Consider the following 19,296-nt stretch of genomic DNA (forward strand, 5'->3'; position numbering starts at 1 on the left):
TTATTACTAATAATAAGTCGTGTTGATTTTTGCAACAGAGGGTGAAGGGGAAAATGATTAAAGCATTGGTAATTGTTCCTTATGAGGGACTATATGAAATGATGAAAGAGATCGATCAAGAAGTTGAAGATATTCAATTACACATCGAAATAGGTAATTTACATGAAGGAGTAGCTATTGCAAAGAATGCTGAAAATAACGGCTATCATGTCATAATCAGCCGTGGTGGTACAGCCTCATTGATTCAGGAGGCTGTATCTATTCCGGTGATTGACATTCCGGTGTCTGGCTATGATGTATTGCGTATTTTAACACTAGTTAAAGGATTTTCAAGTAAAGCTGCTATCGTTGGATTCTCGAATATTACACAAGGTGCTGCCACGATATGTAAGCTTCTTGATTTTGACATTAAAACATTAACGATTACAAAAGAGATTGAGGTTAAAGAAAAATTAACGAATTTAAAAAAACTTGGCTATGAAGTGGTCATTGGAGATGTAGTTACAGTTCAAGCTGCGAAGCAATTAGGTCTAACAGGAGTCCTAATTACATCTGGAAGGGAAGCTATTCTTGATGCATTAGAAGAAACGAGAAGGTCATATCGTTTATTCTCGCGCTTGCAACAGAATGTTTCTTTATTTCAATCTATTCTCGATTGTAACGAACAAGCAATCGTTGTTTTTAATAGAGAAGAGAAAATTGTTTATGAGAATGAACGTTTCAATAAAGAATTTCATTGGATGAACTTAGAGAATTCGACTGATGTAATAAACTTGATTCAAGAAACAGCCTTAACAGGTGAAAAGCAAACAAAAACGCTTCACATCAATGAGTCATTTTGGAAAATAACCGCATGTCCGATAGAAGATGCTATTGTTTTATACGTTGAAAACAGCCTTCCTAATCAAGTTCTTGTACAGGATGGGAACATGAACTTGAATGCAATTGAATTTCATACAGTTACTTCTTATATCCCTATTTCAGGAAAAAGTGAACAGATTCAGAAGGTACTAAAGGAAATAGATCAATTTAGTAAAAGTGAAGAACCTGTGTGGATTATGGGGGAAGAGGGCAATGGAAAAGAACTAGCGGCCCACTCTATATATTTTAAAAGGAAAACAATGAGTGAAACATTGATCACATTGCATTGTGACTTATTAAGTGAAGAACAACTGAAAGGTTTAATGAACGAAGCCTTTTTTCAAAAATACGCCAATGGGGTTATTTACTTAAAAAACATTGATAAATTAAACTCCTATCTGCAAAATGAATTATATCATATACTCAAGAATGAAAATGAAAAAAAGGTGCAATGGTTGGTGTCTTCTAATGAAACCATTGAAGAAAAGGTTAAAAATGGCACATTTCATCGAGATTTATTTCATACATTAGCGCAATTGAAAATTCATATCCCACCATTGAGAGAACGTAGAAATGATATTGAGGATTTGGTTCATGTATTTATTTCTGAATTACATCCAAAATACGGAAATGAAGTAGTTGGGATTCGACAGGATGCACTAGAGGAACTAACCAATTATGATTGGCCAGGAAATGTAGAACAACTTAAACAAGTAATCGAGCAATTATTTTTACAATCACATTCTTATTTTATCGAGAAGAAAGAAGTTGAAACAGTTTTTTATCAATTAGAGCAGCAAGAGAAGAAGAATGATGCATTAATACCAATCGATATAACTGGCACATTAGAAGAAATCGAAAAACAAGTAATAACAAAAGTCCTTGAAGAGGAAGGATTGAATCAATCAAAAGCAGCTAAACGGTTAGGGATAAACCGCTCTACATTGTGGCGCAAGCTAAAATAACAGCTTGCGTTTTTTTGTGCACAAAACGGTATGGATTGATGCAAATAGAAACATAATAATAATTTATTAAAAAATCTTTATAAATATATTGCTAAATGCAACGCTTTTGTATTATGATTATTGCTGTAAGCGTTTGTAGTGTTCGGAAGTAAAACGATATATAAATGTTGCAGAATTAACATCAAATACAAAAACTTATTATGCAATATAGAATAGGCGATATAAGCCGAATTAAAAAGACGCAATCAATATAAACTATTATTACGTTAAAGGGGGTCGGGGGTTAGGTGAAACTAGCAATTATAGCAGATGATTTAACAGGCGCAAGTGATTCCGCTGTCCAATTTGCGAAACAAGGGTTAAATACGACAGTGCTATTTTCAAATACACAATTACAGTCAACGCATTTAAGTGCAGATGTCATTGTCTTAAATTCCGATAGCCGTGCATTAAATTCTGAAAAGGCCTACGAAGTAGTTTTTAATATATCAAACCAACTGAACAACTTAAACATTTCAAATGTGTTTAAGAAGGTAGATTCAACGATGCGGGGAAATATTGGCCCGGAAATTGATGCGGTAATGGATGTATTTAAGATTAATACATCGTTTGTTGTACCGGCTTTTCCGAAAAGCAATAGAACGACAATAAATGGAATACATTATGTCGATGGTGTGCCTCTTGAGGAAACCGAAATTGCACATGATCCCGCCTGCCCAGTAAAAGAAAGTCATCTACCTACCTTGTTGCAAGAGCAAAGTAAGCGGAAAGTTGAATTAATTTCAATTTCTGATGTGCAAAAAGGAAAAAGCCATTTATATGAAAAAATGAACACGTTGGCTTCAACTGCACAATCAAAAATTATTATCATTGATGCAACAACTGATAAAGAACTAAAAACAATCGTCGAAGCTGCTCAATTATTAAATGAGAAGTTCCTTTGGGTTGGCTCAGCTGGAATTGCATCACATCTTTCCAGCACAGGCAATTCTGAAGAATCGTTACGTAAGGTGCAGGTAGGTGAAAGACTTCCGGTGTTAGTTGTAGCTGGAAGTGTAAAGTCCATCACTCATCGACAAATTCAAGAGCTTAAAGAAAAACATAACGCTGAAGAAATTGTTATTTCCCCAGAAGAATTCTTTTATGAAGATAGAAGAAAACTTGAAATGGAACGCATTGTTAAAGCAGGTCAAGCCTTACTTGAAAAAGGTGATTTAGTGGTATCTACCAATCGTGAGCAAGAGACGATAAATAGAGTTAAGGATCTCCAACAATCTCTAGGTTTATCGAACTTTGATGTAGGCCATACAATTGCTGAAGCGATGGGAGAAATCGCTGGTCAATTAATTGAAAGTAAGCGTATTTGCGGTGCTGTTTTAACAGGTGGAGATATTGCAGCTGCAACATGTAAAGTATTAAACGGTGAAGGAATACAAGTCATTGGTGAAGTCGAAGCGGGTATTCCTTATGGGAAATTGTTCGGCGGTTTATATGATGGTTTACCGCTTGTTACGAAAGCCGGTGCATTTGGAACTGAACAAGCACTTGCAAAAGCGCTTCAAACAATTACTGAACTAAATGCCCACGAAAATACTTGTAATTCATAAAATGAACTGAAATTGAAGCTTTTATACTAATATGAGCTGTAGAAAATGGTACGACCGCTTTTACAGAATAAGTGTTAAATTAAGCGGACAAAATAAGATGTGAAACGGGAGGAAATAATTATGGCTATCAAAAAACCAATAATTGCTATTACAATGGGGGATCCCTCAGGAGTCGGCCCTGAAATTATTGTTAAATCTTTGAATGATAAAAACATTTATGAAAATTGCCGTCCATTTGTCATTGGCGACCTTAAAATTCTTAAAAGAGCTTTAGAAGTAACAAATATAGATCTTCAACTAAATGGCATTTCAAATCCTGAAGATGCAAAGTGCCAATATGGAACAATCGATATTATCGATTTAGATCTAGTTCCAGAAGATTTACCGTGGGGCCAAGTTTCTCCTGTAGCTGGTAATGCAGCATTTCGCTATTTAGAAAAGGCAATTAACTATGCCAATGAAGAAAAAATCCAAGGAATTTGTACAGCTCCTTTAAATAAAGAAGCGCTCCATAAAGCAGGCCATATTTACCCTGGACACACTGAAATATTAGCAGAATTAACAAATACAAAAGATTTTGCGATGATGTTATCAGCTCCTGGTTTAAGAGTTATCCATGTGACCACACATATTGGTATTATTGATGCAATTAAGAAAATCAACGTTGATCGTCAATATACAGTTATTAAACTTGCACATGAGACATTACAAAAAGCAGGAATTAAATCTCCTCGAATCGCAGTTTGTGGGATTAACCCTCATGCTGGAGAAAATGGTCTTTTTGGAAATGGTGAAGAAGAAGAAAAAATTATTCCTGCTGTAGAAAAAGCTCAGGCAGAAGGAATTAATGTACAAGGGCCACTTCCAGCAGATACATTATTCTTTAGAGCAAAACGTGGTGACTTTGACATTGTTGTTGCACAATATCATGATCAAGGACATGGACCAATTAAAGTTTTAGGTCTTGAAGCTGGTGTTAATATTACTGTCGGCCTTCCAACGATTCGTACAAGCGTTGACCATGGAACTGCTTTTGATATCGCTGGGAAAAATATTGCGGACGAGCTATCTTTAAAAGAAGCGATTCGTATGGCGATTGAATTAGCTCCTGAGAAATAAACTGAAACATCCATCAGTGGAGAATTCTACCCGTTAATGCGGGAAAAAATAATGATATCTAAGCAAGGGATCAATGAAAGATCTCTTGCTGCCTTTTTATATTAAGTTTTATTTAAAAAAATCAAACCTTTATTTGTATAGTTTGAATGGAGTGTAGGATGATGACTTTTCCGAAGTTTGCAAAAATAAGACAAAAATTTCAAGTAAACAGTTTAGAAAATATCCCTGCTACGATTACAGACCAATTTCAGCATGTGAATGCAGATGAAAAAATTAAGCCTGGAATGGAAATTGCGATCACCGTTGGAAGCCGGGGGATTGCTAATATTCCATTAATCGTCAAAAGTGTTGCTGATGAAATCAAAAAAAGAGGCGCAATCCCATTTATAATCCCAGCAATGGGAAGTCACGGTGGAGCGACAGCAGAAGGGCAAATTGAAGTATTAGAAGGTTTAGGAGTTACAGAGGAATCAACAGGGTGTGAAATCCGTTCATCTATGGATGTTGTTGAGATTGGTAAAACATCAGCGGGTATTCCTGTTTATCTTGATAAACATGCTTATCATGCAGATGGAATTATCATTATGGGCCGCGTTAAACCTCACACTGATTTTAAGAAGGAAATCGAGAGCGGTGTTTTGAAGATGGCATCCATTGGAATCGGGAAGCATAAACAAGCACTTGCATTACATACATATGGGATTGAAGGAATCCGTGATATGATGCCTGATGTAGGAAAAGTAGTGTTTAAGCAACCAAATACATTGTTTGGAGTAGCTATTGTTGAAAACGCACATGAAGAAACTGCAATCATTGAAGCTATCGAATCAGATCGAGTTGAGGAACGTGAAAAAGAATTATTGGTAGAAGCATTTAAATTGATGCCTAGCTTACCGATAGATGAACTGGATATTTTAGTAGTGGATGAAATCGGCAAGAATTTCAGTGGCACAGGGATGGATACGAATATTATTGGTCGTATTCGTGTATTAGGAGTAAAAGAACCGAAAAAACCAAATGTGAAATATATTATTGCGTCGAATTTAAGTGAAGCTTGCCATGGTAATGCGCTCGGAATTGGCTTGGCTGATTTAACAACTAAGCGTCTCTTTGACAAAATTGATTATAAAGCAATGAATGAAAATGTTGTCACAAGTACATTTTTAGATCGAGCTAAAATTCCGATTGTTCTTGATAATGACCAGGAAGCACTGAAAGCAGCTCTACGTGCTAATTGGGGTGTTGCTTCCGAAGAGGCAAGAATTGCCAGGATTCCAAATACTCTTCATATTGGGGAATTATTTGTATCTGAAGTCATTTTTAATGAGTTGAAAGATAAAGAAAATATCGAAGTAATAGAGGATCTGCACGAAATGAAGTTTGATGAAGACGGTTATTTTTGGCCGATGTAACAGGCACCTTTTTGAGGATAATCTTTTAAGATATAGCAAACATTAAAAAACGGCTAACGGTTTCCGATAAGAGAGAGAAACAATACAATTAGGGTATCAATTAACAGACTAATTCGCATAGCGAGGTAGTCTGTTTTTTTATTGTTATATCAATTCAACAAGGACAATAGTTGTTGTCCGCCATAAAATTGATATGCTAAAATTACTGCTAAATCATATGTTAAAATGTTGGATATTTGACTTTTGAAATAAAGGACATTTTGTATTAGAGGAAATTTAAGTGAGTAAATTTCACAATGTATTTAACTAGACCAAAAAACGAATAAAATAATATTTTGTTATCGCTATTATTCCGATTAAATCGGATAATTAGATATATATAAAGATATTGTTCGTTTTTTAATTCAAAAAAGCCTTTATGAAATTCATTCAAGTAACAAATAATTGAACAAGTACGTCTTATTATATGGGGTATCAAAATGAATAACCTCATATTAAGCCTAATGCTGATGGTATCTTTGTTCTATTTATCAGGTTGTGTTGATTCGGAAACCAAAACCTCGGCTTCGAGACATCCAGACGCAGAAGAAGTATTGCGTCTGGATGAAAATGCAAATATTTTTCAATGGGAAGGGTTAATTTATAAAACTGATATTGATTGGGTAAACGAATTAGAACTTTCCAAGAAAGAATTGGTTGGCGCGATTACAGAATTATTTACAAATCAAGACACTAAATCATTTAAAAATGGTATGGCGAACAAATTACCAATAGGTACAAAAATTTATTCTACAAACGAAAGTGAAGGCATTTTTATTGTTGAATACAAGGGTGAAGAAAAGTATTATTTATCCCTAGTTGAGGGGTAAAAGGGGTAAAAGGGGTTAAGGTTAGTATAAAAACACCACCCCATAATTCCGATGCTGTTTTTGATATTTAGTGTACCTATTAAATTTACTGCTATTTACCTTGTTATTTTAACTAATTTTATTGATTTTCTCTCCCAATAATCCATTCGGTACGTTGTTGCTGTAGCCCATTATGATAATTCTTACTGCTGCATTGATATCTGTTTTACTAATCACCTTTACATATAAGTCTTTTAAGAATCATCAGGTTTAGGCAAATGAGACTGAATAAATTATAATGATCAAAACAATGGGTATTAGATTGTCGTATGGAATATCTCAAGTTAGATATCCTAGCTCACGGGATAATTAAACGCTCCTATTGGACCGAGATGAGTCGATTTCCTGGTTCGTGGGCCTATTAAGCGATTCTATTGGACCGAGATGAGGGGATTTCCAAGCTCGTAGGCCTATAAAACGCTTCTATTGGACCAATATAAGTTTCAATGAGTAAAAAGGGGAATAGTTATATTTTCGATATGTTTAAATGGCGATAAGCATCTGGAGGGAGTTGGATGAAAGAATTAAGTTTGTTATTGACAGAGTTATTTTGTCTACTATTATTAACAGCCTGTAATAATAAAGAGCCACTAATAGAAATTGAAATGAAAGTTTCTCCGATAAGTGATGAGGCATACGGTGTAGTTGGTGGCACTAAAGTTTTGATTGAACCAAAGCAAGAGGACTTTAAAATACTTGACTTTAAGTTTAATATGGAACACACAGATGTTGTGACAAATCGGCAAATTGAGATGTTTGAGGATTGGAAAAAAACGCTTGATAGCATAGATGAAATTCAGCGTTATTGGAATGGAAGTGCTTCAGAAAAAGATAATGCATCTGAAAATTTTGCGGAATATAAACAAGAAATTGTTTTTTACGCAAAAGGATTATCTGACGAGGATATAAAAAAAGCGTTTAAAGATGCTAAGATTACAGTGGCATGGACAGACAATAATAATGAACAAAAAGAAAAGCAATACAATATAACTGATTTAATAGAGTTTGGTTCCGAATAAATGGGTTTTTATTCCATTACTGAGTTGTTTTACTTCAATAAAGAGTAAAGCCTTTTTCTTCTTCAAGTGATGAAGCAGGTTAATCAAAAAAGGTGAAAACGGAATTGGGAGCGAAATGTAAATGAAGGATGGGGAGAAAACCATCACTTTTTGGTTAATTGCACCTGTTTTCTAATTAGCAATTCTAAGCGGTTAGTGATATATACATTGGATCGTATCCCTATGTATAGACAAACTCTTGCACAGTATGTTATTAAATTGGAAATAGCCTATTATGTATTAGAAAAAGCTAGTGCCTAATTCATTTATTTTAAAGGAGGAAAACATCATGATAGCAAAGATTGAAAAAGTTGAAAGCGGCTATAAAGCAACCTTTGAGCGTCTTTTTATGCACCCCGTTGAAAAAGTATGGAAGATGCTTACAGACAATGAACAATTAGCAAAATGGTTTTCCGAACTACGGGTCGATGAACTTCGTAAAGGCGGTTTTATTAAGTTTGATATGCAGGATGGCACCTTTGTGGATATGGAAATTATCGATCTCAACGTATTTTCAGTATTGGAATATACATGGGGTGAAGATATTGTTCGTTTTGAGCTAGAACAAGAATCAGATGGCTGTAAATTAATTTTGATAGAAAAGATCAAGGAAATGACAAATCATACCCCAAAAGACCTTGCAGGATGGCATGTATGTCTTGATGTCATTAATAAACTACTTGACGGCAAGACTATAGGTTCACGAGAAGAAGAGTGGAAAAAATGGTACGAGCAATATGTGCCCGCTGTTAAAAAAGCATCTGAAAATTAATTAACGGGTTCGGTTGATGGGGAGAAAAGTGCTAAAAACAATGTATTTAACAACATAATTAGCATATGTTTTAACAGTGAATTAGCAATATAAATAGCAAGTAAAAACGCTCAGAACTATTCTGAGCGTTTTTTCCATAATATTTTACCAACCTACTAATTTAGAATAACCATTCACAAGTAGTGGGGTCCATACGAGGAAATACAAGGCAGTTCCCAGTAGCCCTAGTATTACGATGGATGTCAACATAGTGAACACATTTATTCGTCGTTCGTTAATCACAAATTTAATCAGCAATAACGCAAGAAGAGATATAGTAATAATAAAGAGGATACCATCCATCAAGCCTTTACTCAGGCTATCGATGGTTTCTGGAATTGACCAAGCGAACGGTATAGCAAGGCTTAGGTCACCCAACAATCCACGCTTATGTGATAGGGCAGCAATTGTACCAATGATTGGGCTGGCTGGTATGGTGAGAAAAAGCCAAGGTGCAGCGTTATTCCATCCATCAGCTAAAGTTACGGATTCACGGACTACAAACAAAAGATAGTACGACACAATCCACGCAACTAGGTAGGTTAATATGCTCACCGTAGCGATAAGTATGGTTTTACGTAATGTATGAACCCCGCGTGATGTTGAGAAGGAAAGCAAAAATCCAACGAATACCCACGGTGCAGTCGAAGCCCCTAAATACATCAGGGCTCCAGGAATTTGTCTGAGGAACTGTGCCAAGATGCCAAAAACAACCCCTACGATGCAGGCTTTTAACCACACCCCGTTACTTGATTTGAATATATTCAGCACGCTAACCCCCTGTGAAATACTGAGATTCATTTTTAAGAACATTTTTTAAAATCCATATATTTATTTTAACATAAAAATTCCAATCTCCTTCAAAAAATAAGTTCGCTTCGTATTAAGCGAACTATCTCAGATAAATTATATCTTTTAAATCAAACTTTTTATCTGTAATTCCCAATCGTTGTGTGGGAGTTTCCATGTTCCGTTAGATTTAAAGGCGAAACAAAAGTTGTAATAAGTTCGCAGGATGGTGATAGCCATTTGAGCATACTTAGGGTTAAAGTTTGAATAGATATAGCTTTTTCCATCTCCTCTTGCCGTAGTTAGAGGTCTTTCCAGAATAGAAAGCCTTCTCCGAATTTGTTGGATAAAGGTAATCGTTGCATTGTCGTTGACATTCATTATTAAAGCAGCGACATCTTTTGGTTCCAACGAAGAAAGGTTTGTCGTACAATCTACGGAACGCAACCCTCTATCAATTGTAGTAAGAGGATGCAAGATAGGGTTATCGGCATATTCAAAGTGTGTTCCTAAAGAAGTGGAAACTTCCTTGTGGAAATGATGATGCTCAAACAATTCCTGTAATTGCAGAAATGCCAATTTTCTTAGAGACCCCGTTCCATATCCTCGCATTGTTCCCCAATTATTTAAATCAACCCTTGCCTAAACAAATTCCTCACGAGCTTGTTTTCTAGTTTTCGTCTTATCTGTTTGACACAAGAAATGATGGGCATCAGATAGTCGTATTTCCTTTGAAAACACTCGATTGATGGATGTCATAAGAGAGTTATCTTCATCGGTCACGAAACATTGATATTACAACAAAAAAGGAGACACCAATTCATATATGAATTGTGTCCCCAATTAAACTGTTATTTAATGTTTTCTCCCCACGAACTGAACCCGTTAAAAATTAATAATTGCTTCTTATAAATAGGGGATGCATATATTTTTATTTCGAAAAGAGGTTGGCACTGTTTGCTACTTTTTGAAGAGTTTTGCATGAAAGGTTGGCACTTACTATCCATAGAAGGTTAGATTCATATGAATCCTACCATTCAAATCAATTTTGAAAATGACTTTGCCTATAGTGTCTTGTCATTATCCGAAATGTTCGTTCAATGCTATCTCCAAAATTAATATCATTTCTGAAAAGCTAAACAAATTGGAAGATGTTTTTATGTTAATAACACTTGGAATAGTGTAGCAGGTGCATAGCTTGTTAGACCGTACTTAAGACAAAAGAAGTACCCACCAATTCCGAAGCATTTGGTGGGTGAGGTTTACAAAAAGACAGTTCATTAACGAGTTCAGCGATTCAAAACCTATCGACAAATATCAACAAAAACCTGCTATAATAAATGTAGCAAATGAAGGAGGTGAGAATAGATGGAAAAAACGCTCAAGTTGATATTAGACAAAATTGATTCCTTAGACCAAAAGGTAACCAGCCTTGATCAAAAAGTAAATTCCTTAGATCAAAAAGTAACCGCAATGGATCAAAGAATGACTGACATGGATGAAAGGTTAACTAGCGAACAAAAAAGACAAGAGGGCTTATTACATCAATTAATTAATACAGTAGCTGCCACGAATGTAAAAGTTTCTGAAACCAATGATAGAATAGATGTCCTTGAAAGGAAAATGGACACTATTATTGAAGATGTTAAAGACATTAAAGATTCTATGGCCACAAAAAATGACCTTGAATATTATGACCAAATGATTTCTGAACACTCTAGAGAAATTTACAAGTTAAAAAATAGTTAATATCTCCATCAAGAATCCTCAATAAATACTTCATTCAATAAATTAAATTCTCCGATCCTTTTTTATTAATGATGCGGGGGTATCTGGAACAAGTACTTACTTCTAATGCTCTATACTCTGATAAGAGCAATGTGTCCGCAATTGAAAAATAAATGGGATACTGGCAAAAGAGCCGGAAGTTTTTAAAACGGCTCCTTTTGCCAATTATTATTAATCCTCAAAATAGTCTCTGAATGCCTTTAAATCCGTATTCCTATCATTTTGAAAATAAGGATTATCCACAGTTGAGTCTTTAGGGTCTAAATTAGTTTTAATTTCTAAAGTCGGCCCGGATGTCCTTCGTTCAGCTATTAACCGGTCATTCAATTCTTCAAAGTCCGGAAGATCTTTGTTTCCGGGTTGTCTCGGTTCTGTCATTGCTACACCTCCTATATAATTAGATTGCTGTTCTTAATGGAAATTATGTAAACATCAGGTGTTGAAGATAACAGCATTTGATTTCATATTTCCTAAAAACTTAAATTTGAAATTATCATTTACTTTGCGACAAGAGGATTTGAATTAAATGATTATATTTTATAAATATAAGCAAAATAAGAGGGTGAAATCGATAATTCAAAGGAGGATATTAAGTGTCGAAGAATAAGCAAACACCATCGGAAGAAGTAGATCAAAAGAAATTATTAAACGACAAAGTCGAAGCACTTCGAAAAAACAACTTCGAAAATAACCATGTCCGAAGAGTCACTTCTAATGGTGCAGATGGTCAATAAAAAGAATAACTACATTAATTGAATGCTTAATACCACTAAGCAGGTAAAGTGAAATTAAAAGGAGTTGTTAAGACAGCTCCTTTTTTAGAGAATAGGTGAATGTTTAAAGATTTTTAGGAGTGTCGCCATTATTAACCGTACTAATTGACAGCAATCAAAATTTATGATATTTTTAACTTGCATTAAAAATATCTCGAATTAAAGATATTTTAATAAAGGGTAAAAACAAATTAAACTGCTTTATTAGATAAAGAAAGTTAATCAACAGGGAAAATCGAAAAAATAGATAAGTACCTTAATTTAGGAGCGCATTTATGGCTCAAGTGGAGGGATTATTAATGAACGAATTAAAAGGAATACATCACGTAACCGCTATTACAAGCAGTGCAGAAAAGAATTATGAATTTTTCACTTATGTTTTAGGTATGCGTTTAGTAAAGAAAACAGTTAACCAAGATGATATTAAAACGTATCATTTGTTTTTTGCAGATGACAAAGGCAGTGCAGGTACAGATATGACGTTTTTCGACTTTCCAGGCATTCCGAAAGGCGTACATGGGACGAACGAGATTTCAAAAACCTCTTTCCGTGTGCCAAATGATGCAGCATTAGATTATTGGGTAAAACGTTTTGATCGATTAGAAGTAACACATACAGGAATTAAAGAACAGTTTGGGAAAAAGACGCTTTCCTTTGTGGATTTTGATGACCAGCAATATCAATTGATTTCAGATGAAAACAATGAAGGGGTTGCTCCCGGAACACCGTGGCAAAAAGGGCCAATTCCTTTAGAATACGCGATCACTGGATTAGGACCAATCTTTGTTCGCATCGCAGAATTTGATTATTTTAAAGAAATGATGGAAAAAGTTCTATTATTTAAAGAAATAGGTCAAGAAGGATCGTTCCATTTATTCGAAGTTGGAGAAGGCGGAAATGGTGCGCAAGTAGTAGTTGAACATAATGCTATGCTTCCTCAAGGGCAACAAGGCTTTGGTACCGTTCACCATGCTGCATTCCGGGTGGAAGACCGTTCTGTTTTAGAAGAATGGGATAAACGTATTAAAAGCTTTCGATTCCCTACTTCAGGGTTTGTAGACCGCTTCTTTTTCGGATCGTTATACGCTCGAGTTGCTCCACAAATTTTATTTGAATTTGCTACTGATGGTCCAGGGTTTATGGGAGATGAGCCTTATGAAACACTTGGAGAAAAACTATCTTTACCCCCATTCTTGGAACCAAAACGTGACCAGATTGAAAAATTAGTGCGGCCGATTGATACAGTAAGAAGCACAAAAGAATTCATTAAAGAATAAAGAGGCTTCTGATATATAAGAAACAACACCCTTACACTGTAAAGAAATGTAGGGGTGTTGTTTTTATTTTGCAATGTTTAGGCGGAAAATCGAGCTAGGAAAGACCACTTTATGATAGAATATATCAATAATTAACAATTCCCATATAACTACTTTTTCAAACATCAAAAGAAACTTATCACTGGAGGTATTCAGTTTTTCACCTCTCAATTAAACTAGAAGGCAAGGCTCCAATTCAAGGGCTGTAGGAGGATTATTGATGATCATCATAAGTTACATCATCGTATGTATTGTTTTTGGAACGACTTTTTTAGCGATAACTTTAGGAGTGGAAGCAGGCGCGCCTCCTTTTATGTCAGCGGGGCTTCGCTTTTTTCTTGCGGGCTTCATCCTATTTTTCTTTATGGTGTTAAGGAGAAAGGCGGAAATTTCTCTGCTTTTTCGAAAGGAAATGATTTTGACAGGTATCTGTATGACTTTTGGCACCTATGCGACCTTATATTGGGGGGAGCAATATGTAAGTTCGGGGATTGCGTCTGTTTTATCTGCAACGGGTCCTATGATAATGATCGTCATTCAAACGTTTATCTTAGGTGAAAAGTTTCGCGGCAAGTCGCTGATTGGATGTTTGATTGGACTAGGAGGAGTTATTTTATTATTATCATCTAGTGTTACCTTTGAGGTAAGTTCCCTTTGGATGATAGGGTGTTTCGTTATTTTAATTGGAGTGATCAGTTATAATAGTGGGGCATTATATTCCAAACGTGTGATTGGAACATTTAAGGAAACCTCTCCAATCGCGTTGAATGCTGCGCAGATGATGTATGGGGGAGGACTTCTCATTTTCCTGTCGTTGTTTACGGAAAAGCTCGATGTTCAGTCCTTATTATCCATGAAGGCGATGGGTTCTCTCCTATATTTAATTTTTATTGGATCAATGGTGGGGCACAGTTTATTTTATTGGCTTATTGCCAAGACAAACCCAGTTTTCCCATCGACGGCCCTATATATCACACCCCTAATTGCCATAAGCATAGGTGCTATTTTTAATAATGAGCCTCTTACTTGGTTAATGGGGATAGGTGTGATAACGACAATTGCGGGGACTGTAATCGTGAATTTTGATTCTTTAAAAGAATTAATATTAAATTCTCAATCTTTTATCAATAAAAGAAATAAAGAAAAGCTCAGTATATAATGAAAAATGCTAGACATTAATTTGAAGTCCATATATTCTTTTCTAGCGGATAAGGAAGAATCAAAGGAGTTGTTATTGCAGCTCCTTTTTAAATTGGCTAACGAGTCGTAAAACAAGGATTGGTGTTAAGATTAAATAAAAGCATCCTTCAGTTCGTTACACAAATGGTGGTTATTCAGTATTAATCAGTTCCTATTTATCGGAAGTGCCGTCATTATAATTGCTAGTCTTTGTGACATCACGATTTTTTACACTTTTGCTTTTATAAGGTTTTGCACTTTTTGCTTTGTTTGCAGCGGCTTGCCAACGATTCCAGCCTTTTTTACCTGTTCCTTGGCCTGTTCCACCCTTACCCTTTGCTTTACTCATTGAATCAACTCCATTATTCTTGTATATTTAGAAATCTACCATAGGTTAGGACTTGTTTATTATACTAAGGTAAAACCCAAACATAAAGAAAAAAATAAAAATCTGAAGAAAAGGCTGATATAGAGGAATTTAAGAATTCGTTATTTAAGAAAACTCAAATTGATGTATTAATTGGCTTTCAAAATGGAAATAAATTCAGAAATTTGAAAGAGGTAAATCGATGAGCCATTCAGCCGCAGAACTTTTGAAAGCTTCACTGGAGAAATATAACAAGATTGCAAATTATGCAATCAGTTCCTATTCCTTTATATCCCTGCCTACGATTGAGCTATTAAGTTATTCTGAAAATGCGATCTATTTGGTAAGGGATTCTGTGTCTAGTGAGAAATACATATTGCGTGTAAATCGCCCTGGGTACCATACAAAACCAGAAATCGAAAGTGAACTTTATTGGTTGAATGCGATCGATGAACTTTCCGTGATTAACGTTTCGTTACCTTTTTTAGGGGATAATTCTGAATTTATTCAAGCAATTAAGCTAGGTAACGATAAGTATTACTGTACCCTATTCACATTTTTAGAAGGTCATGCACCTGATGAAGATAACGAGAGTAAGCTAATTAGCCAATTTGAGAATCTTGGTAACATTACAGCTCAGTTACATGTAATGAGTGAAAATCACAGTCGGAGATTTGATATGATTACCCGTCTGTCTTGGAACGTCGAAACGATTTTAGGTGAAAAACCAAAGTGGGGAAGATGGCAAGATGGTTTAGCTATTACACCTGAAAGAGCGGAACGGTTTCAAAAAGTAGCGGAAACGATAAAAAACAGATTGGATCGTTTTGGTAAAGAAGCTAATCAATTTGGATTAATTCATGCGGATTTGCGTCTAGCTAACTTAATAGTAGAACACGATCAAATAAAAGTGATTGATTTTGACGATTGTGGATTTGGTTGGTATCTATTTGATCTAGCCGCCTCATTGAGTTTTATCGAGCATAAAAAATATGTTCCCGATTTAATTCAATCTTGGTTAAAAGGGTATCGCAAGATTCGCTATCTTTCAAAAGAGGAGGAAAACGAAATTCCTACCTTTATTATGTTGCGAAGACTACAGCTAATTTCTTGGATCGGCAATCGTGAAAATGAGACGACACAGAAAATGGGAGGTGAATTTACAATAAAAACGGACTCTTTGGCGGAAAAATATTTGGAGAAATATATATATTAAAGAAAATTAATCTCACTAATATAGGACGAAATCCTTTTTGGTATTTTATATTTCTTTTTCTGTAGATATTAAATTTTTGGTCGAAGGAATAAAGAGCGCAGTGAGTGGAGGCCGACCGATATTTACATATGAAGCTCATGAGTGTTTTCGATCTTCATCGAAGGTCTCAATGTAAAGAGAATGGAAAAAGGAATAACTTGTTTTCTGTTCGTAAAAAAGCTAACATTGTTAAGTACCTTTTTTGAAAAGGGGACGGAGCACCGTTAAAAAAGCACAAGAAACAGAAGCTAATATGTTTTATATGGTGGACTAAAGTTTAGCTTTGTTCACACCGCCTAATTGTGCGAGATTCCGTACAGAATTTCTTTTGGCTGTGCTAGTGTCTGTAATAGGAGAGGAAGTTAAAGGTTGGATAAACGTGTTTATTTATTAGCGATTATCTCGTTTATAGTTGGAATGGTCGAGTTAATCATAGGTGGATTATTGGATTTAGTTGCAGGTGATTTAGGCGTGAGTCTCGGACAAGCGGGATTTCTCATGACCGTATTTTCACTTGCGTTCGCAATAGCAGCGCCCATTTTATTAACATTAACGATTAAAGTGGAACGGAAGCGATTGACATTACTTAGTTTGCTCGTATTCTTTATCGGAAATGTGATTGCTGTTTTCAGTTCATATTATAGTATATTACTAGTCGGGCGCATTATAGCAGCAGCAAGTGGGTCATTGCTGATTGCATTATGCTTAACGATGGTGCCAAGCATTGTCGCTGAAAAATATCGTGCCCGTGCAATTGGTGTTGTCTTTATGGGTGTTAGTGCATCTCTTGTTTTGGGAGTACCAATTGGATTGATGCTTGGAAATGCTTTTGGCTGGCGGGCACCTTTTGTCATGATCGCGGTCTTAACCTTAATCTCAATGGCGGGTGTGCATTTCTTTATGGAGAAAATGGCACCTAAACCTCAGATTCCAATCAGTATCCAGTTACGTTCACTGAAAAACCGAAAAATATTTCTAGCCCAATTGACTACATTTTTGCTTTTAACTGGTCATTTAACGTTATATGGATACTTAACTCCATTCTTAAAAATGAAAATGGGGCTTGATGGAACATGGGTTAGTTTTGTTTATTTGATTTTTGGTGTTGCAGCTGTAGCCGGTGGCGGACTCGGCGGGATATTTGCTGACCGGTTCGGCACAAAACCTACCATTATTTCTATAATTATTGTCTTTGGGCTGACCATGTTTGCGATTCCGTATTCAACGATCGCTTTCCCGCTTTTCTTAGTCTTGATGGTGATATGGAGCATGCTCAGCTGGGCGGTTACACCTGCGATGCAAAGCTATCTGATCGAGCTGTCTCCTGAAACTTCGGATATCCAGCAAACGTTAAATAATTCGGCGGTTCATATGGGCATCGCCTTTGGTTCATTAGTTGGCGGTATTGTCATTGAGCAGGCTTCCGTTGAACTAAATGCAACAGCAGGTGGTGTATTTATTATTATTGCCTTAGGCGTAGCGTTACTTTCAATGGCTAAAAGGAGCAGGGAAGTGCTGTCGTCCCAAGGAATTAAATGAATTTGTAGAACATTCAGTTGAATAGTAATGAAAAAAGTCAGTGCGAGAATATGCACTGACTTTTTTCATTAATTAATATATGCTGTTTTCGTAAACTTTTTTTAGTGAGATTTTATATAAAAATCTGAGTTGATTGGAGCGGAGCGCACTTGACTCCTACGGGAAATAGAGGGAACGGGAGACCCCACAGGCGGTAACGCCTAGGAGTCTCCCGTCCCTCCCCGAGGAAAGCAAGTGCCCGCAGTGGAAATCAACGGGCAACTTTCAAGGCTAAAATGAACAATATGTGCGAAAAGAGCCTTTATATTAGAGAAGATCAACAATAAGTGGGAAATAGGCAACAATTATTCAAAAATTTATCTATCCTTTAGTTTGCGTGATATAATAAATTTATATTTTTTCATAATAAATCGAGAGAGGGAATGGCGAGTGAAGCTTACGTATACCGGAAAGACGAAAGATGTTTATGCTTTAGATAACGGAAATTATTTGTTGAAATTTAAAGATGATGTGACAGGGGCGGATGGTGTTTTCGATCCCGGTGCGAATACTGTTGGTTTGACAATTGAGGGAGCGGGTCGTGCAGGCCTAAGTTTAACAAAATACTTTTTTGAAATACTAAAAGAAAAAGGATTACCGACGCATTATATTGAGGCAAATATTGAAGAAGCAACAATGACTGTAAAGCCGGCTACAGTATTTGGCAATGGTCTTGAAGTTATTTGCCGTTACCGAGCCGTCGGAAGTTTTTTGCGTCGCTATGGGATGTATGCAAAAGAAGGTCAGCCACTTGATGCATTCGTCGAAGTGACACTAAAAGACGACGAGCGAGAGGACCCGCCAATTAGTGAGGACGCTCTTCATATGCTAGAAGTTCTATCAAGGGACGAATACAAAGTGTTAAAAGATCTTACCCAACAGATTGGACAAGTTGTTAAAGAGGAACTGTCGAAAAAGGGAATTGATCTCTTCGATATTAAATTCGAATTTGGCCGTGTGGGTGAATCGAAGGAAATAGTTCTAATAGATGAAATTTCCGGTGGGAATATGAGAGCATACAAGGATGGGAATTATATCGAACCTTTACAGCTAGAGAAATTGATGTTAGAAACTAACTAAATCCGTATTTTGAGACGGATTTGTAAAAGGGACTGAGCCAAAAGAAAAACAGCGTTTTGCGCTCAGTCCCATTTTATTAATATGAATTGAATTTTCAAATCAACAATTTTTCCTTAAACAGCCTTCGTCCAAAAGTGTTTACGGCAATTTGTATGATCGATCTAGCCTATCTTTTCCACCGTTCAAGTTTAGGAATATTTCGTGTAAATAATCCAGCAATAAATGTGGGAGCGCCGAACTCAACGATTTTTCCTTTCACGAGCGCTTTCATTTCATCTACCGTTATATTCGGGTGGGTGAATTCTCCATTCATATAGCAGTGGCTACAAAACATCCCACTTTTTGTACCGTCTCTTTCAGTACCGCCACCCAATTCATCTTTTGCTAAAGGCATGCCGCAGCTTTGACAGTTTTTATAGGTCCTCACCGA

Annotated in this window: 19 protein-coding genes; 14 read left to right on the forward strand and 5 right to left on the reverse strand. The window is 36.0% G+C overall.

Annotated elements, in window-relative coordinates; translation table 11 throughout:
* Nucleotides 1-53 precede the first annotated feature (53 nt).
* The 7 genes from BGM26_RS04705 to BGM26_RS04735 all read left to right on the forward strand — a co-directional run bounded on the left by BGM26_RS04705 (nt 54) and on the right by BGM26_RS04735 (nt 8,702).
* Nucleotides 54-1,826, forward strand: coding sequence for a sigma-54-dependent Fis family transcriptional regulator (locus BGM26_RS04705; RefSeq protein ID WP_217038560.1), 1,773 nt, complete (start codon nt 54-56; stop codon nt 1,824-1,826).
* Between the two features lie 287 nt (nt 1,827-2,113).
* On the forward strand, nt 2,114-3,433 hold the full coding sequence (locus BGM26_RS04710) for a four-carbon acid sugar kinase family protein (RefSeq protein ID WP_217038561.1): 1,320 nt from the start codon (nt 2,114-2,116) through the stop codon (nt 3,431-3,433).
* 120 nt (nt 3,434-3,553) lie between these two features.
* Nucleotides 3,554-4,552, forward strand: coding sequence for a 4-hydroxythreonine-4-phosphate dehydrogenase PdxA (gene pdxA, locus BGM26_RS04715; RefSeq protein WP_217038562.1), 999 nt, complete (start codon nt 3,554-3,556; stop codon nt 4,550-4,552).
* Between the two features lie 161 nt (nt 4,553-4,713).
* Nucleotides 4,714-5,964, forward strand: a complete 1,251-nt coding sequence (locus BGM26_RS04720) for a nickel pincer cofactor-dependent isomerase, group 22 (RefSeq protein WP_217038563.1) — start codon at nt 4,714-4,716, stop codon at nt 5,962-5,964.
* Between the two features lie 479 nt (nt 5,965-6,443).
* The gene (locus BGM26_RS04725; protein ID WP_217038564.1) at nt 6,444-6,833 is read left to right on the forward strand and encodes a hypothetical protein; all 390 of its coding nucleotides are present in this window, start codon (nt 6,444-6,446) and stop codon (nt 6,831-6,833) included.
* 554 nt (nt 6,834-7,387) lie between these two features.
* Nucleotides 7,388-7,891: a hypothetical protein gene (locus tag BGM26_RS04730; protein WP_217038565.1), complete on the forward strand. Its 504-nt coding sequence runs from the start codon at nt 7,388-7,390 to the stop codon at nt 7,889-7,891.
* Between the two features lie 328 nt (nt 7,892-8,219).
* Nucleotides 8,220-8,702 carry an SRPBCC family protein gene (locus BGM26_RS04735; RefSeq protein WP_217038566.1) on the forward strand — a complete coding sequence of 161 codons (483 nt, stop codon included), beginning with the start codon at nt 8,220-8,222 and terminating at the stop codon, nt 8,700-8,702.
* Nucleotides 8,703-8,846: 144 nt separating this feature from the next.
* On the opposite strand, the gene BGM26_RS04740 is transcribed toward BGM26_RS04735, so the two are convergent.
* A complete protein-coding gene (locus tag BGM26_RS04740; RefSeq protein WP_217038567.1) occupies nt 8,847-9,512 on the reverse strand; it encodes a hypothetical protein in 666 nt (221 codons plus the stop codon).
* A 144-nt stretch (nt 9,513-9,656) separates the two neighbouring features.
* Complete coding sequence (locus BGM26_RS04745; RefSeq protein WP_254119020.1) at nt 9,657-10,109, reverse strand: hypothetical protein; 453 nt, start codon at nt 10,107-10,109, stop codon at nt 9,657-9,659.
* Nucleotides 10,110-10,898: 789 nt separating this feature from the next.
* Between BGM26_RS04745 and BGM26_RS04750 the strand changes: the two genes are divergently transcribed.
* A complete protein-coding gene (locus tag BGM26_RS04750) occupies nt 10,899-11,279 on the forward strand; it encodes a coiled-coil domain-containing protein (protein ID WP_217038568.1) in 381 nt (126 codons plus the stop codon).
* 210 nt (nt 11,280-11,489) lie between these two features.
* Here the strand turns inward: BGM26_RS04750 and BGM26_RS04755 are convergent, their stop codons facing one another.
* Nucleotides 11,490-11,696 carry a hypothetical protein gene (locus tag BGM26_RS04755; protein WP_217038569.1) on the reverse strand — a complete coding sequence of 69 codons (207 nt, stop codon included), beginning with the start codon at nt 11,694-11,696 and terminating at the stop codon, nt 11,490-11,492.
* A 215-nt stretch (nt 11,697-11,911) separates the two neighbouring features.
* On the opposite strand from BGM26_RS04755, the gene BGM26_RS04760 reads away from it, so the two are divergent.
* The 3 genes from BGM26_RS04760 to BGM26_RS04770 all read left to right on the forward strand — a co-directional run bounded on the left by BGM26_RS04760 (nt 11,912) and on the right by BGM26_RS04770 (nt 14,566).
* Nucleotides 11,912-12,052: a hypothetical protein gene (locus BGM26_RS04760; protein WP_217038570.1), complete on the forward strand. Its 141-nt coding sequence runs from the start codon at nt 11,912-11,914 to the stop codon at nt 12,050-12,052.
* Nucleotides 12,053-12,390: 338 nt separating this feature from the next.
* Nucleotides 12,391-13,368, forward strand: coding sequence for a ring-cleaving dioxygenase (locus tag BGM26_RS04765; RefSeq protein ID WP_217040653.1), 978 nt, complete (start codon nt 12,391-12,393; stop codon nt 13,366-13,368).
* A gap of 259 nt (nt 13,369-13,627) precedes the next feature.
* Nucleotides 13,628-14,566, forward strand: coding sequence for a DMT family transporter (locus BGM26_RS04770; protein ID WP_217038571.1), 939 nt, complete (start codon nt 13,628-13,630; stop codon nt 14,564-14,566).
* A 192-nt stretch (nt 14,567-14,758) separates the two neighbouring features.
* Here BGM26_RS04770 and BGM26_RS04775 read toward each other — a convergent pair whose 3' ends face one another.
* A complete protein-coding gene (locus BGM26_RS04775) occupies nt 14,759-14,935 on the reverse strand; it encodes a DUF3934 family protein (protein ID WP_217038572.1) in 177 nt (58 codons plus the stop codon).
* 220 nt (nt 14,936-15,155) lie between these two features.
* Between BGM26_RS04775 and BGM26_RS04780 the strand changes: the two genes are divergently transcribed.
* The 3 genes from BGM26_RS04780 (at nt 15,156) to BGM26_RS04790 (ending at nt 18,866) form a co-directional block, all read left to right on the forward strand.
* Nucleotides 15,156-16,169, forward strand: a complete 1,014-nt coding sequence (locus BGM26_RS04780; RefSeq protein WP_217038573.1) for a phosphotransferase enzyme family protein — start codon at nt 15,156-15,158, stop codon at nt 16,167-16,169.
* Nucleotides 16,170-16,577: 408 nt separating this feature from the next.
* Nucleotides 16,578-17,747 (forward strand): MFS transporter, encoded by a 1,170-nt coding sequence (locus tag BGM26_RS04785; RefSeq protein WP_217038574.1) that lies wholly within the window; start codon nt 16,578-16,580, stop codon nt 17,745-17,747.
* A gap of 429 nt (nt 17,748-18,176) precedes the next feature.
* The gene (locus tag BGM26_RS04790) at nt 18,177-18,866 is read left to right on the forward strand and encodes a phosphoribosylaminoimidazolesuccinocarboxamide synthase (RefSeq protein WP_217038575.1); all 690 of its coding nucleotides are present in this window, start codon (nt 18,177-18,179) and stop codon (nt 18,864-18,866) included.
* Nucleotides 18,867-19,032: 166 nt separating this feature from the next.
* On the opposite strand, the gene BGM26_RS04795 is transcribed toward BGM26_RS04790, so the two are convergent.
* A complete protein-coding gene (locus BGM26_RS04795) occupies nt 19,033-19,293 on the reverse strand; it encodes a zinc ribbon domain-containing protein (RefSeq protein ID WP_217038576.1) in 261 nt (86 codons plus the stop codon).
* Nucleotides 19,294-19,296: the final 3 nt, after the last annotated feature.

This window comes from Bacillus sp. FJAT-29790, from assembly GCF_019039215.1.
Taxonomy (GTDB): Bacteria; Bacillota; Bacilli; order Bacillales; family Cytobacillaceae; genus Cytobacillus.